At 64.9% G+C, this 14,056-nt stretch carries 11 protein-coding genes; 6 read left to right on the top strand and 5 right to left on the bottom strand.

Annotated features, from left to right (window positions below):
- The 4 genes from HP546_RS15245 to HP546_RS15230 all read left to right on the top strand — a co-directional run.
- A partial coding sequence (locus HP546_RS15245) for an alpha-D-glucose phosphate-specific phosphoglucomutase (RefSeq protein WP_172226923.1) occupies window positions 1–1,357 on the top strand: 1,357 nt, incomplete at its 5' end.
- Between the two features lie 78 nt (window positions 1,358–1,435).
- The gene (locus tag HP546_RS15240; protein ID WP_172226920.1) at window positions 1,436–1,948 is read left to right on the top strand and encodes a sigma-70 family RNA polymerase sigma factor; all 513 of its coding nucleotides are present in this window, start codon (window positions 1,436–1,438) and stop codon (window positions 1,946–1,948) included.
- Entirely contained in the window at window positions 1,945–2,889 is a 945-nt protein-coding gene (locus HP546_RS15235; RefSeq protein WP_172226917.1) for a FecR domain-containing protein, read from the top strand. The genes HP546_RS15240 and HP546_RS15235 overlap by 4 nt, the downstream gene beginning before the upstream one ends.
- Window positions 2,890–2,955: 66 nt before the next feature.
- A complete protein-coding gene (locus HP546_RS15230) occupies window positions 2,956–5,361 on the top strand; it encodes a TonB-dependent receptor (RefSeq protein ID WP_172226914.1) in 2,406 nt (801 codons plus the stop codon).
- Window positions 5,362–5,607: 246 nt separating this feature from the next.
- Here the strand turns inward: HP546_RS15230 and HP546_RS15225 are convergent, their stop codons facing one another.
- Both HP546_RS15225 and HP546_RS15220 read right to left on the bottom strand, forming a co-directional pair.
- Window positions 5,608–6,024 carry a RidA family protein gene (locus HP546_RS15225; RefSeq protein WP_172226911.1) on the bottom strand — a complete coding sequence of 139 codons (417 nt, stop codon included), beginning with the start codon at window positions 6,022–6,024 and terminating at the stop codon, window positions 5,608–5,610.
- On the bottom strand, window positions 6,024–7,343 hold the full coding sequence (locus HP546_RS15220; protein WP_172226908.1) for an NAD(P)/FAD-dependent oxidoreductase: 1,320 nt from the start codon (window positions 7,341–7,343) through the stop codon (window positions 6,024–6,026). The genes HP546_RS15225 and HP546_RS15220 overlap by 1 nt, the downstream gene beginning before the upstream one ends.
- 316 nt (window positions 7,344–7,659) lie before the next feature.
- On the opposite strand from HP546_RS15220, the gene HP546_RS15215 reads away from it, so the two are divergent.
- Together HP546_RS15215 and argE are read left to right on the top strand one after the other, a co-directional pair.
- Window positions 7,660–8,337 carry a DUF1028 domain-containing protein gene (locus HP546_RS15215; RefSeq protein WP_172226906.1) on the top strand — a complete coding sequence of 226 codons (678 nt, stop codon included), beginning with the start codon at window positions 7,660–7,662 and terminating at the stop codon, window positions 8,335–8,337.
- A complete protein-coding gene (argE, locus tag HP546_RS15210) occupies window positions 8,330–9,490 on the top strand; it encodes an acetylornithine deacetylase (protein WP_172226903.1) in 1,161 nt (386 codons plus the stop codon). The genes HP546_RS15215 and argE overlap by 8 nt, the downstream gene beginning before the upstream one ends.
- Window positions 9,491–9,613: 123 nt before the next feature.
- Here argE and HP546_RS15205 read toward each other — a convergent pair whose 3' ends face one another.
- The 3 genes from HP546_RS15205 to HP546_RS15195 form a co-directional block, all read right to left on the bottom strand.
- A complete protein-coding gene (locus HP546_RS15205) occupies window positions 9,614–10,882 on the bottom strand; it encodes a carbohydrate porin (protein ID WP_172226900.1) in 1,269 nt (422 codons plus the stop codon).
- A gap of 109 nt (window positions 10,883–10,991) precedes the next feature.
- A complete protein-coding gene (locus tag HP546_RS15200; RefSeq protein ID WP_172226897.1) occupies window positions 10,992–13,409 on the bottom strand; it encodes a glucose/quinate/shikimate family membrane-bound PQQ-dependent dehydrogenase in 2,418 nt (805 codons plus the stop codon).
- A gap of 265 nt (window positions 13,410–13,674) precedes the next feature.
- Window positions 13,675–14,025 carry a cupin domain-containing protein gene (locus HP546_RS15195; RefSeq protein ID WP_172226894.1) on the bottom strand — a complete coding sequence of 117 codons (351 nt, stop codon included), beginning with the start codon at window positions 14,023–14,025 and terminating at the stop codon, window positions 13,675–13,677.
- Window positions 14,026–14,056: the final 31 nt, after the last annotated feature.

Genomic DNA, 14,056 nt, shown 5'->3' with positions numbered 1-14,056 from the left:
CACCGCCAGCGCCCTGGAAGTGCTGGCGGCCAATGGCGTGCAGGTGATGTTGTCCAAGGATGACGAGTACACGCCGACGCCGGCCGTGTCCCACGCCATCCTCTGCTACAACCGTCGCCGCGAGCAGGGCCTGGCCGATGGCATCGTCATTACCCCGTCGCACAACCCGCCGCAAAGCGGTGGCTTCAAGTACAACCCGCCCAATGGCGGGCCGGCCGACAGCGACGTGACCAAGTGGGTCGAGGCCAAGGCCAACGAGCTGCTGGCGGCTGACCTGGCGGGCGTCAAGCGCATGGACCATGCCCAGGCGCTGCAGGCACCGACCACCCAGCGCCACGACTACGTAGGCAGCTATGTGGCCGACCTGGAAAACGTGATCGATTTCGACATCATCCGCAGCGCCAAGCTGCGCCTCGGTGTAGACCCGCTGGGCGGGGCAGGGGTGCGCTACTGGTCGGCCATTGCCGAGCACTACAAGCTTGACCTGGAAGTGGTGAACACCGAGGTCGACCCGACCTTTCGCTTCATGACCGTCGACTGGGATGGCCAGATCCGCATGGACCCGTCCTCGCCGTACGCCATGCAGGGCCTGATCGGCCTGCGCGAGCGCTTCGACGTGGCCTTCGCCTGCGACCCGGACCACGACCGCCACGGCATCGTCACCGCCGATGGCCTGCTGCAGCCGAACAACTACCTGGCCGTGGCCATCGACTACCTGTACCGCCATCGCCCGCAGTGGCGCAGCGACGCTGCCGTCGGCAAAACCGTGGTGTCCAGCGGCATGATCGACCGCGTCACCACGCGCCTTGGTCGCGACCTTTATGAAGTGCCGGTAGGCTTCAAGTTCTTTGCCCAAGGACTGTTCGACGGTTCGCTGGGCTTTGGTGGCGAGGAGAGCGCCGGTGCGTCGTTCCTGCGCCGCGACGGCTCGGTGTGGGCCACCGACAAGGATGGCCTGATCCCCGCCTTGCTGGCTGCCGAGATGACCGCGCGTACCGGTCGCAACCCGAGCCAGGCCTATGCCGACCTCACCGAAGCGCTCGGCAAGCCGTACGCCACCCGCGTCGAGGCCAAGGCCGACGCCCGGCAGAAGGCCCTGCTGAGCAAGCTGGCGCCGGAGCAGGTGAAGTCGACCGAGCTGGCCGGTGAGCCGATCGTGAAGATCCTCAGCCATGCCCCGGGCAATGGCCAGGCCATCGGCGGGCTGAAGGTGATGACCGCCAATGGCTGGTTCGCCGCGCGCCCGTCGGGCACCGAGGACATCTACAAGATCTACGCCGAAAGCTTCATCGACGAGGCGCACCTGCAGCGCCTGGTGCAGGAAGCCCAGGTGCTGGTGGACGCGGCGATTGCCTGACGGGTAACAAAGCGCTTGGTGCTGTGGTGCAGTGTAAATTAGAATTAATCCTATTTGCGCCACTGCAGGGCCTTCGCCATGATCGACGCCGCGCCGCCATCGCAACCCAGCCTGCCTGCCTTGTACCGTGAGCACCGCGGCTGGCTGGAAACCTGGCTGCGCCGGCGCATGGGCAATGCCTGGGACGCCGCCGACCTCAGCCAGGATACCTTCCTGCGCATCCTCGCCAGTGCCCAGCCGCTGGCAGACATCCGCGAGCCACGCGCCTACCTGCTGACCGTGGGCAAGCGCCTGCTCAGCAACTTCTACCAGCGGCGCAGCCTGGAACAAGCCTACCTCGAAGCATTGGCGCAGTTGCCCGAGCAGCACGTGCCTTCGCCAGAGCAGCGCTGGGTTCTGCTGGAAACCCTGCAAGCGCTGGATGAATTGCTCGATGGCCTGAAAGCCCCGGTGCGCAAGGCCTTTCTCTGGAGCCAGCTGGAAGGCCTGGGCTACGCCGAGATCAGCCAGCGGCTGGGCGTTTGCGAACGCTCGGTAAAGCGCTACATGGCGCAAGCCTATGAGCATTGCCTGCTGGCCGATTTGCAATGACTGACCATTCCCCTGGGCTTCGCGATGCGCTGCGAGCAGCCGCCGGCTGGCTGGCGCTGCTGGATTCTGGCGGCGCCAGCGAGGCGGACCTGACGCGCCTGGAACAATGGCGTGCCAGCAACGCCCTGCACGAAGGCGCCTGGCAGAAGGCGCTGTTGCTGCGTCAGCGTTTTTCGGCGCTGCCGGGTGCACTGGCCATGGCCACCCTCGACCGCCCGGATGCCGGCCGCCGGGCGCTGCTCAAGCAGGCATTGGGGGTGGCGGCGTTGCTGCCGGCGGCCTGGCTGGCGAGTCGCGAACTGCCGCTGGATGCCTGGACCGCCGACATGCGGACTGCGGCAGGGGAGCGCCGGCAGTTGATGCTCAGCGATGGCACCCTGGTGCAGCTGAACACCGACAGCGCAATCGACATCGACGCGGGCCGACGCCGGCTGACGCTGCTGCGCGGCGAGGTGGCAGTCAAGGTACCGGGCAACCTGACCCTGACCCTGCAGGTGCCCTATGGTCAGGTGGTACTGGGCGCTGGCGAGGTCTGTGCGCGACTGCTCGATCAGGCCTGCCGCGTGTCGGTGCTCAACGGTGCGGCGCGCCTGCAGCCGCTGCACGGCCCGGCATTGCTGCTGCAGGCCGGGCAGCAGGCTAGCCTGCAGGCGGCTGGCGTCGGCCCGGTTACAGGCCTGGACGAATGGCGGCTGGGCTGGCGCGAAGGCGTGCTGCGGCTGGATGATCGGCCTTTGGGCGAGCTGCTGCACGAGTTGCGCAGGTATCGCCCAGGGGTGCTGCGCTGGGCACCAGAGCTGGAGCGCCTGCGCGTGACCGGTACGTTCCGCCTGGACGACACCGACCGGGTGCTGGCCTTGCTCGCCGCCAGCCTGCCATTGCAGGTGCAGACGCGCACGCGCTATTGGGTCAGCCTGGCTGCGCGAGAAAATCGTGTTTGAGGCTGTCCCCTTTTTTTTCCTCACCGGTCATTACCGGTAGTAGAAAATAAAGGGGAGCCTTGTTCGATGCCTGCAGTGACTTATTGCCGCCTGCGCCCACTGGCGCGCGCAGCACATCCGTTGTTCGCCATGAGCCTGTTGTTGTGCGTCCCGGCGTGGGCCGATGAGCCGGCCCGGCGCACCTATGCAGTAGCACCCGCCAGCCTGGGTGCCGCATTGACCCGCTTTGCAGACCAGGCCGGGATCAGCCTTTCGCTGGACCCCGCACTGGTCCAGGGCCGGCAGAGCACTGGCCTGTCCGGCAGCTATAGTGTCGACGAAGGGTTCATGCAGTTGTTGCGCGGCAGTGGCCTGCAGCTGCTGCCAGTGGGCGAGGGTGCCTTCACACTGGTGCCGGCGCCCCAGGCCGGTGGCGCCCTGGAAATCGCCCCCACCAGCATTGTCGGTGGCCTGGCCGCCAGCGGCGATACGCAGCCCTATGCCGGTGGCCAGGTGGCGCGGCAGGGTGGGCAAGGCCTGCTTGGCTCGCGGGACTTCATGGATACCCCGTTCAGTATCACCAGCTACACCAGCGAATTGGCAAAGAACCAGCAGGCACGGACCCTGGGCGAGCTGATCGCCAGTGACCCGTCGGTACGCGCCACCAACCCGGCTGGTGGGCGCTTCGAGCAGTTCACCATCCGCGGTTTCAGCCTGTTCAACAGCGATGTGGCGTACAACGGCCTTTACGGCATTCTGCCTACCTACTCGATCGACATGGAAATGGCCGAGCGGGTCGACATCATCAAAGGCCCCAGCCAGTTGATCAACGGTATTTCGCCGCGTGGCAGTGTCGGCGGTGGTATCAACGTGCAGCCCAAGCGGGCAGGCGACAAACCGATCACCGAATTCACCGGCAGCTTCGCTTCGGGTAGCCAGGCAGGCGGCGCAGTGGACGTTGGCCGCCGTTTCGGCGAGGGCGACCAGTTTGGCGTGCGCTTCAATGGTGTGAAGCAGTCGGGTGACACCGAATGGGACCATCAGAGCGTCGATCGCGAAATGGCGGTGCTGGGCCTGGATTTTCGCGGCGAGCGGCTGCGCCTGTCGGCAGACCTGGGCCATACCGAGCGTGATACCGACGCGCCCCAGGAGCGGGTACTGATCGGTGCCAATGCCAAGGTGCCGGATGCCAACGACGTGCGCCACAACTATGCCCAGGCCTGGAGCAAGGCGCGCACCAACGACACCTTTGGTGCATTGCATGCCGAGTACGATATCAGCGAGTCGCTGCTGGCCTATGGCGCGGTCGGTGCACGCAAGAGCAACCACGACTTCCTGCGCCACAATGTGTCGATCCTCAACGATGCCGGTGACTTCACCGTGCAGCCACGGGATTTCACCCGGGATGAAAGCGTGCGTACCGCCATGGCCGGCTTGCGCAACTGGTTCCATACCGGGCCGGTCAGCCACGAACTGAACCTGGCCGCTACCTACTTCTACATGGACTTCACCAACGGCGGAGCGCGTTATGCCTCGGCGCCCAGCAACCTGTACAACCCGGTGGCGACACCGACGCCAGGTACACCGACCCGCATCGACCCCGAGGTCTACACGGAAAACCGCTTTTCCGGTGTGGCCCTGGCCGACACCCTCGGCTTTTTCGATGACCGTCTGCTGCTGACCCTGGGCGCGCGCTGGCAGCGGGTGCAAGTGGATGACTGGAGCGATGGGGTCAAGGGTGACACCGCCTACGACGAAGAAAAGGTCTCGCCTTCGGGCGGCGTGCTGCTCAAGGTCACTGACCAGCTATCGCTGTACGCCAACTACATGGAGGGCTTGAGCCAGGGCAAGATCGCGCCGTCGACCTCGATCAACGAAGACCAGATATTCCCGCCATTTACCAGCCGCCAGGTTGAGGTGGGGGCCAAGTATGACCTGGGCAAGGTCGCCTTCACGGCCAGTGCTTTCCGCATTCGCCAGCCGGCCTACGAGACCAATGCCACGTCACGGGTGTTCGGGCCCAATGGCAAGCGTGACAACCGCGGGATCGAGCTGAGCGTGTTCGGCGAGCCTGTGCAAGGTGTGCGGGTGCTGGGCGGTGTGATGTATATCGACAGCGAACTGACCGATACCGTTGGCGGCAACTTCGATGGCAATCGCGCGCCGGCCACGCCCGAGTACAACGTCAACCTTGGCGCCGAATGGGATATACCGGGGGTAAACGGCCTTACCCTGACGGCGCGCGGTATTCATTCGAGCTCGCAGTACCTGGACCAGAACAACAGCAAGCAGATCGATGGCTGGGAGCGTTACGATCTGGGGGCGCGTTATGCGTTCAAGGTAGACGCTACCGAGGTGACCTTGCGCGCCAGTGTCGAGAACGTGCTGGATGATCGTTACTGGAGTTCGGCGGGGGCTTCGGATGACAGCGAGCCGGGGCTGACGCTGTCGACCCCGCGGACTTATCTGCTCTCGGCGACGGTCGGCTTCTAGCCTGAATCGCCGGGGCCGCTACGCGGCCCATCGCCGGCAAGCCAGCTCCCACAGGGACAGCACAACGCTCGAGGTTCGCACCATTCCTGTGGGAGCTTGCTTTCTCGCCGCCTTGCCCAGGGACCTGTGTATCAGCGTTGAGGTGCCGTGTGCAGGTGTGCAGGCAGAACAACGCTTGCAAGCGGCGGCGCAGGCTACCCGAAGGTGGCTGCACGGCAGGCTGTGATCCGCCGCGCAGCTTGCCGGTCATTCCTGATCCGGCACCACGGCGATCACATCGATCTCCATCAGCCACTCCGGCTGGGCCAACCCGGCAACCACCAGCCCGGTGGAAATCGGGAACACCCCTTTGAGCCACTTGCCCACTTCCTTGTACACCGGCTCGCGGAAGCGCGGGTCGGTGATGTAGGTGGTGGTCTTGACGATGTGCGACAGGTCCGAGCCGGCTTCCTCAAGCAACTGCTTGACGTTCTTCATCGCCTGCTCGCTCTGTGCCCGGGGGTCGCCCAGGCCCACCAGCTTGCCCTCGAAGTCGGTACCCACCTGGCCGCGCACATAGATGGTGTTGCCGGCGCGCACCGCCTGGCACAGGTCGTTGTCCAGGGTCTGGTTGGGGTAGGTGGCCTTGGTGTTGAACATGCGGATGCGGGTATGGGTAGGCATCAGTGGGCTCCGAGGGTGCTGACGTTGCTGATCTTGGCGGGTTGCTGCTCATCCGCTGCGCGCTGGTCGCTGTCGCGGTAGGCGGTATAGGTGCGTTGCGTGGCGATATGGCCGGCGACGTGCTTGGCGTCGTGCCATACGCCCCAGATGAACGATGAGCCACGGCGCGAAAGCCACGGCAGGCCAAGGAAGTACACACCCGGCTCACGGGCCACGCCGCGCTGGTGCTGGGGCTTGCCGTTGGCATCGAAGGTGTCGACCTGCAGCCAGCCGAAGTCCACGCCGTAACCGGTGGCCCAGATGATGCTGGTGACGCCGGCCTCGGTCAGGTCCAGTTGCTGCAGCGGGTTGCGCATGCACTCCGGGTCGGCCAGGCGCGTGCGGGCTTCGGGCTCTTCCGGCAGGTCGAGGCCGTTGCGTTCGATGTAGGCGTCGGCGGCATCCAGCAGCGCCAGGTAGTTGTCGTCGCCACGGTTGATGTTGTCGACCAGGTTGTTCTGGAAGCGCGCCACGCCGTTTTCGAACGACTGGGTCAGGCCGACCAGGGTCATGCCCTGGTGGGCGAGGGCGCGGAAGTCTACGGTGTGGCCGCCACGGGCGCCGCTCACGGCGATGGTCACGTGTTCGCGGCCGGGCTTGGCGATTTCCGCATCCCATTCACCCAGCACCCCCAGCCACCAGCAGAAGTCGCGGTTGCGGTAGGCACGTGGCGGGCGGTCGTGGGCGCCGACCGACAGGTACACCTGGCGACCCGCGCGCATCAGCTCTTCGGCGATCTGTACGCCCGAGGAGCCGGCACCCACCACCAGCACCGCGCCTTGCGGCAGTTGCTCAGGGTTGTAGTACGCCGCCGAGTGGATCTGGTGCAGGCTTGCGTCTTTCGGCGCGATCGCCGGGATCACCGGCTTCTGGAACGGGCCGGTGGCGGCGACTACGCGGTTGGCACGAATCACACCCTCGTTGGTTTCGATGGTGAAGCCTGGGCGGTCGCTGTTGCGCACCACGCGCTTCACTTCTATGCCGGTGCGCACGGGCAGGTTGAACTTGCGTACGTACTGCTCGAAATAGTCGGCTACCTGGTCCTTGCCGGCGAAGGCGTCGGCGTCGAGGTTGAATTCCAGCCCCGGGAAGCGGTCGTGCCAGACCGGGCCGTTGGCCACCAGCGAATCCCAGCGGCCAGTGCGCCAGGCCTCGGCGATGCGGTTGCGTTCAAGCACCAGGTGCGGCACGCCAAGCTTGCTCAGGTGTTCGCTCATGGCCACGCCGGCCTGGCCGGCGCCGACGACGAGGGTGTCGATTTCGAAGTTGTTCAGTGTCATGTCCGAGCCCTTGTTCAGGCGGTTTTTGTCAGGTCGGTTTGGAGGACCGCCGTTGCCTGGGGCCAGACTAGGGATGCCGGGGAAATGGCGAAAATAGTATTTAGCTGGGGCTTGCCGATAAAACGGCGAACCCCTCGATTTTGTTGCTTTGGGGGGAGGGTGGGGCACGTGCATCCGGTGATTTCTGGCGGGCGGCGCTCGATGTCTGCCAGAGCACAGTTTTTTCCTGCCTAACCCCTCGGAAAAAGGTCGTTTCGCCCACTGCAAGGTTCGACCCAGAATGCCGTGTATCGCACAGCACAACAGGAACCATGACATGACGTTCTCCATCATCGGTCGTTGCCAGGAAACCGGCCAGGTCGGTATCGCCATCAGCTCGTCGAGCATCGCCGTAGGCGCACGCTGCCCGTGGGTGCGTGCAGGCGTGGGTGCGGTCTCTACCCAGAACATCACCTTGCCGGCGCTTGGTCCGCAGATTCTCGACGCACTGGAGCAAGGCCAAATGCCGCCCGCCGCAGCACTGGATCGGGTGCTGAGCGCCAATGGCTGGAGCGAGTACCGCCAGGTCACGGTGATCGACAGCCACGGTCAGGTGGCGGTGTTCACCGGCCGCGAAGCGTTGGGCACGCACCATGCCGTGGCAGGGGAGCAATGCGCGGCGGCAGGCAACCTGCTGGCCTCCACCCAGGTGATCGACGCCATGGTGCTGGCGTTCGAGCAGGCTGGCGGGCACCTGGCCGAGCGCCTGCTGGCGGCAATGCATGCGGCGATGGCCGCTGGCGGCGAGGCGGGGCCGGTACACTCGGCCGCATTGAAAATTGCTGGCGAGCTGACCTGGCCGCTGGTGGACCTTCGTGTCGACTGGGCCGATGCCGACCCGATCGGTGTGCTCGATGGCCTGTGGCAAGCTTATCGCCCGCAGATGCAGGACTACGTCACCCGCGCACTGGACCCCACCGCCGCGCCAAGCTACGGGGTGCCGGGCGATGAGTGAATTCGCCAGCCGCGCGCTGCTGGCCCGGCTGATCGGCTTTACCACGGTCAGCCGCGATTCCAACCTGGCGCTGATCGGATTCATCCGCGACTACCTGGCCGAGCAGGGTGTGCACAGCGAGCTGTTCCATAACCCCGAGGGCACCAAGGCCAACCTGTTCGCCACCATCGGCCCTAGCGACGTGGGGGGCGTGGTGCTGTCCGGGCATACCGACGTGGTGCCGGTGGACGGCCAGGCGTGGAGTGTCGAGCCGTTCGCCCTGACCGAGCGCGACGGGCGCCTGTATGGCCGTGGTACAGCCGACATGAAGGGCTTCATTGCCTCGGTGCTGGCGGCCGTCCCCGCATTCCTTGCCCAGCCGTTGCGCATGCCGGTGCACCTGGCGTTCTCCTATGATGAGGAAGTCGGCTGCCTGGGCGTGCGCTCGATGCTCGCTGCACTCGAACAGCGCCCGCACAAGCCGCAGCTGTGTCTGATTGGCGAGCCCACAGGGCTAAAGCCGGTGCTCGGGCACAAGGGCAAGCTGGCCATGCGCTGCCAGGTGCATGGCGCGGCCTGCCACTCGGCGTATGCGCCTTACGGGGTGAATGCCATCGAATACGCGGCGAAACTGATCGGCAAACTGGGTGAAATCGGCGCGGTGCTCGCACAACCAGAGCAGCATGATGAACGCTTCGACCCGCCGTTCTCCACGGTGCAGACCGGCGTGATCAAAGGCGGCAGGGCGCTGAATATCGTGCCGGCGGAATGCGAATTCGATTTCGAAGTGCGCGCCTTGCCAGGGTTCGAGGCGCAGGCAGTGGCCGACCAGTTGCAGACCTACGCCGAGGCCGAGCTGCTGCCGCGCATGCGCAAGGTCGATGCCGCCAGCGCCATTCGGCTGGAGCCGCTGAGCGCCTACCCGGGGCTGGCCACGCCGGCAGACAGCGAAGCGGCGCGGCTGGTGGCGTTGCTCAGCGGCTCTGACGAGTTCGGCACGGTGGCGTTTGGCACCGAGGGCGGGTTGTTCGACCAGGCCGGCATCCCGACCGTGGTGTGCGGGCCTGGCAGCATGGACCAGGGGCACAAGCCTGACGAGTTTGTCAGCGTCGAGCAGTTGCAGGGGTGTGATGCCATGCTGCTCAGGCTGGTGGATTACCTCAAGCAGGATTGATCGTGCTGGCCTCTTCGCGGGCAAGCCCGCCCCTGCATCAATTGCACAATCCTTGAAACCTGTGCGGTCGGTGTAGGAGCGGGCTTGCCTGCGAAGGGCTGCAAAGCAGCCCCGGCAACCGGTTCAGAAGGTTGCTTTTACCTGCAGACCTACCACCAGTGCATTGTCGATGTCCTTGCCGGAAAACGCCCCCGGCTCGATGATGTACTGCACATCCGGGCGCAGGTTCAGCCACGGCGTGGCCTGATAGCCATAGCTCAGCTCGATCAGCTGCTCGGCGCTGTCGATATCGGGGAACTGCTGCCCAGCGTTGAACGCAGCATCTTCCAGCACATCGCGGCTACGCGGGTTGGGCACGGCGCGGCCGTACCCCAATGCCACGGTGTCCTTCGGGCGCCCCTCGAACGGCTTGTACAGCACCACGCCGGTGCCATACCACTTGGTGAACGGCGAGGCCGCCTTGCTCGATGCCGAGTACTGGCCGAACGCATGCAGGCTGCGACCTGGGGACGCAGGGTCGTTCCAGATCGCCTGGTCTACCAGCAGGTAGTGGCCGCCGCGACCGGATACCTCATCATCGCTGCCGACGCGTTTCACGTCGGAACTGTCGTAGTAGTAGCCCAGCTTGTACTCGCCCGGCAGGTCACCCTGCAGCTTGTACACCAGCTCCACCGGCACCACGGTGCCAGTCGTGTGCTTGGGGCCCAGGTGCCAGGCGCGGCTGGAGTTGCCGTTGCTCTCTGGGTCGACGTTGAACGCAGCCACGCGCAACTGCCAGGCCGGCGACAGGTCGTACTTCACGCGCACGCCCAGGTGGGCGTTGGGGTAGTTGGTCCAGCCGCTGCCGCCGGACATGTTCAGCGGGTGGCCGCAGAAGCCGGCGTTCATGAAGTTGCACAGGATGCCGCTGTCCAGGCCGCCAAGGTCGTTGCCCATTGCCATGTAGCCCAGTTTGACGTTGAGCGCCGGGGTGAACAGGGTACGCTCGTAGCTCAGCTCGGTCAGGCGGGTGTACAGGCCACCGTAGTTTTCCTGGATCGGCAAGCGGTTGCCGACCAGGTCTTCCGAGGCGCTGTTGCCGCGGCGGTCGTTGATGGTCAGCTGGACCTTGCCGCCGTTGTCCAGGCCGTACAGTTTCGACAGGTCGAACTGCACGCCCAGCTTCAGGTTCTGCGAATAGCGCGCCGAGCGGTGCAGGCCACCGTGGGCGTTGTAGGCGGTTTCGCCGCTGTAGTCGCCGGTGAACTTGACGCCGTCGTCTTCCAGCTGGTGGCGCAGGCCACCCCAGTCACCGGTGAGGGTGTTGCGGGTCATCAGGTCGCCGTCGGCGAGGGCGGTGGTGCTGGCCAGGGCCAGCAGCAGGGTAGGGGTGATGCGGATTGCGGATGGCATTGCTGTGTCTCGAAAAGTTCTTCAGGCAATTCGCGGGCGCGCCCGCTTCCACAAGGTTCAAGGCAGAACCTGTGGGAGCGGGCATGCCCGCGAAGCAGGCGACGGGGTCTTACGGCAGCGCGTAAGAAATCACGTAGTCGCCACGGTCAGTCGACTGGCGTGCACCGCCAGCGGTGATCACTACGTACTGCTTGCCGGTCTTCGGCGAGACGTAGGTCATCGGGCCGCCCTGGCTGCCCACTGGCAGGCGAGCCTTCCAGATTTCGTTACCGTTGCTGCTGTCGTAGGCGCGCAGGTAGAAGTCCTGGGTGCCTGCGATGAACACCAGGCCGCCTTGGGTCGACAGGGTGCCGCCGAGGGTTGGCAGGCCGATCTTGATCGGCAGGTGCATGCGGATACCGAGCGGGCCGGTATCTTCAACAGTACCGACCGGTACCTGCCAGGCTACCTGGCGGGTCTTCATGTCGATGGCGGTCAGGGTGCCGAACGGCGGCGCCTGGCACGGAATGCCGGCTACCGACAGGAAGCGGTTCTTGTTCACCGCATACGGGGTGCCCTTGAGCGGTACCGCGCCCATGCCGGTGTTCAGTGCTTCACCCCCGGAGGCCGCGTCACCCTTGTTCTGCGACGGGATCATCTGGATCCACAGACCAAGGCGCATGTCGTTGACGAAGATGAAACCATGTACCGGGTCGGTAGACAGGCTGCCCCAGTTCATGCCACCCAGCGAACCCGGGAAGCTCAGCGACAGGTCGGTGCCTGGTGCGGTGTACAGGCCGTCGTAGCGCATCTTCTTGAAGTCGATACGGCACAACAGCTGGTCATACGGGGTTGCGCCCCACATGTCAGATTCGGTCAGGGTCTGCGCGCCGATCTGAGGCATGCCAACCGACTTCGGCTGGGTGGGGGAGTACGGCTCGTTGGGGATGTTGCTTGGCTTGACCGGTACTTCGTCAACCTGGGTCAGCGGCTTGCCGGTGGCGCGGTCGAGCACGTAGATCTGCCCAGCCTTGGTGCCGATCACCACCGCAGGTACCGACTGGCCGTCGTCCTTGGTGAAGTCGATCAGGCTTGGCTGCATCGGCAGGTCGAAGTCCCACAGGTCGTTGTGCACGGTCTGGAACACCCACTTCTGGTTGCCGGTGGTGGCGTCCAGGGCCAGTACCGAAGCACCGTAGGTGTGGTCCAGCTTGTTGCGTTCAACGCCATAGATGTCGGTGGAGGACGAGCCCATCGGCAGGAATACCGTGTTCATCGCCGGGTCATAGGACATCGGTGCCCAGCTGTTCGGGGTGCTGCGCACGTAGGTGTTGTCACCCTGAGGCGCCTGGCGATCTTCCGGGTTGCCCGGGTCGAAAGCCCAGCGCATTTCCCCGGTGATCACGTCGAAACCACGGATCACGCCACCTGGCATGTCGGTCTGGACGTTGTCGGCGACCCGGCCGCCAACCACCACGGTAGTACCGGCCATCAATGGTGCGGAGGACAGCTGGTAGAAGGAGTCTGGCACGTTGCCCAGGCCTTCCATCAGGTTGACCTGGCCGTTGTTGCCGAAGCCCTGGCAGAACTCGCCATTGTCGGCGTCGACGGCAATCAGGCGGCCATCGATGGTGTTTGTCAGCAGGCGGCGCTGGCAGTTGGCGCCAGCCGCTACACTGCCGCCAGCGATCGGCGAGCTGTTCGGCTGGGTCGGCTGGGCGATGGCGGCTGTCGCATCGAAGTAAGCCATGCCGCGGCAACGCTGCCAGACCTTGGATTGCGCGTTGATTGCGTTTTTCCACAGCTCTTTGCCGGTGTCGGCGTCAAGGGCGATCAGGTTGTTGTGCGGCGTGCAGATGAACACCTTGTTGCCGATCTGCAGCGGGGTCAGCTGGTCTTCGGCGCCGTTGCCGTCGCTGATGGCCACGTCACCGGTGTGGTAGGTCCAGGCCACTTTCAGCTTGTCGACGTTGTCACGGTTGATCTGGTCCAGCGCGGCGAAGCGGCTGCCACCCTCGGTGTTGCCGTAGTGGGCCCAGTCCTTCTGTTCCTTGCCGGCTTCGACCGGGGTCATGCCCGGGCCCTTGCCGGTAGGAGCGACGCTTGGGTGGGCAACGAACATGTTGCCGGCGGCGATCACCAGTACCACGGCCATCACCGCGGCAATGCCGTAGGCGCCACGGCCGCTGTTGGCACCGTTGGCGCGGGCCAGCAGCGGGTAGACCAGCGCCACCGCCATGCCGATCGCGCCGAACATGAACAGGCGCGAGAACAGCGGCCAGAACACCAGGCCGGCATCGACCAGCGCCCAGGCGGCAGTGCCGACCAGAAACGCCGCGTACAGCCAGGCACCGGCCTTTTTGCGGCGGGCGATGAGGATACCGGCAATGGCCATGGCCAGGCCGCCGATCAGGAAGTACCAGGAGCCGCCCAGGCCGGCCAGCTTGATGCCGCCAGCGGCCAGGAGGAGGCCGAGCAGGGCGATGATCACGCCCAGGCCGACAAGGATGATGTTTGTGGCGCCAGACGCGCGCGGTGTTTCTTTCATGCCAGGGATCTCAGCAGGTGGAATGGGCGCAGTTTAAGCCCTTAGCTTGCTAATTAACAAGTTAGTACATAACTTTGTGAGGCTGATTGTCGCAGGGCTGAACTTGCCAAGGTGTGGCTAAAAGCTTAGATCAGGCGGTGAAAAAAGCATTAAACGGGGTGTTCATGCAGGTTATTAAATTTGCATTGATACTTTGGTCGAGTGGCGACCGCGTTTGTGCCAAGAGCAGCTTGGTGCTGCTCTTGCAGACACTACGGGCGGCCTTTCAGGTGGGCCACGGGGTGGCACTGGTATAGAACACGGCGAGCCAGACGGTCGGCATGCCAGGTGCCGTCCATTCCACCCGGTGGCGGCAGTGCGGTGGGATGTCCAGGCAATCGCCCGGCGCCAGCAGCCGGGTATGGTTTTCGAGCTCGAAACGCAGGCCGGCGGCGCCGCTGAGCAGCACGATCCATTCGCCCTCGGCCTGGTCGTACCAGTAACCTGGCGGACTGGCTTGGCCGCTGGAGACGATACGCTCGACGCGCACGCCCGGGCGGCTGAGCAGTTCGTCCACGCGTTCGGCGCAGGTTGGGTCGGCGGCGGGCAGGGCAGTCAGCAGGTTGGTCAGTGTCATGGAAAGCCTCATGGGAAGGATTTGATTCCAC

It is taken from the genome of Pseudomonas sp. CM25 (assembly GCF_013179705.1).
Lineage (GTDB): Bacteria > Pseudomonadota > Gammaproteobacteria > Pseudomonadales > Pseudomonadaceae > Aquipseudomonas.
Note: the sequence above shows the minus strand (reverse complement) of the source record. Positions and strands in the feature narration are given on the sequence as shown.

Coding starts and splice junctions, on each gene's coding strand:
- HP546_RS15240 (WP_172226920.1), top strand. CDS start 1,436: ATGATCGACGCCGCGCCGCCATCGCAACCCAGCCTGCCTGCCTTGTAC.
- HP546_RS15235 (WP_172226917.1), top strand. CDS start 1,945: ATGACTGACCATTCCCCTGGGCTTCGCGATGCGCTGCGAGCAGCCGCC.
- HP546_RS15230 (WP_172226914.1), top strand. CDS start 2,956: ATGCCTGCAGTGACTTATTGCCGCCTGCGCCCACTGGCGCGCGCAGCA.
- HP546_RS15225 (WP_172226911.1), bottom strand. CDS start 6,024: ATGCCTACCCATACCCGCATCCGCATGTTCAACACCAAGGCCACCTAC.
- HP546_RS15220 (WP_172226908.1), bottom strand. CDS start 7,343: ATGACACTGAACAACTTCGAAATCGACACCCTCGTCGTCGGCGCCGGC.
- HP546_RS15215 (WP_172226906.1), top strand. CDS start 7,660: ATGACGTTCTCCATCATCGGTCGTTGCCAGGAAACCGGCCAGGTCGGT.
- argE (WP_172226903.1), top strand. CDS start 8,330: ATGAGTGAATTCGCCAGCCGCGCGCTGCTGGCCCGGCTGATCGGCTTT.
- HP546_RS15205 (WP_172226900.1), bottom strand. CDS start 10,882: ATGCCATCCGCAATCCGCATCACCCCTACCCTGCTGCTGGCCCTGGCC.
- HP546_RS15200 (WP_172226897.1), bottom strand. CDS start 13,409: ATGAAAGAAACACCGCGCGCGTCTGGCGCCACAAACATCATCCTTGTC.
- HP546_RS15195 (WP_172226894.1), bottom strand. CDS start 14,025: ATGACACTGACCAACCTGCTGACTGCCCTGCCCGCCGCCGACCCAACC.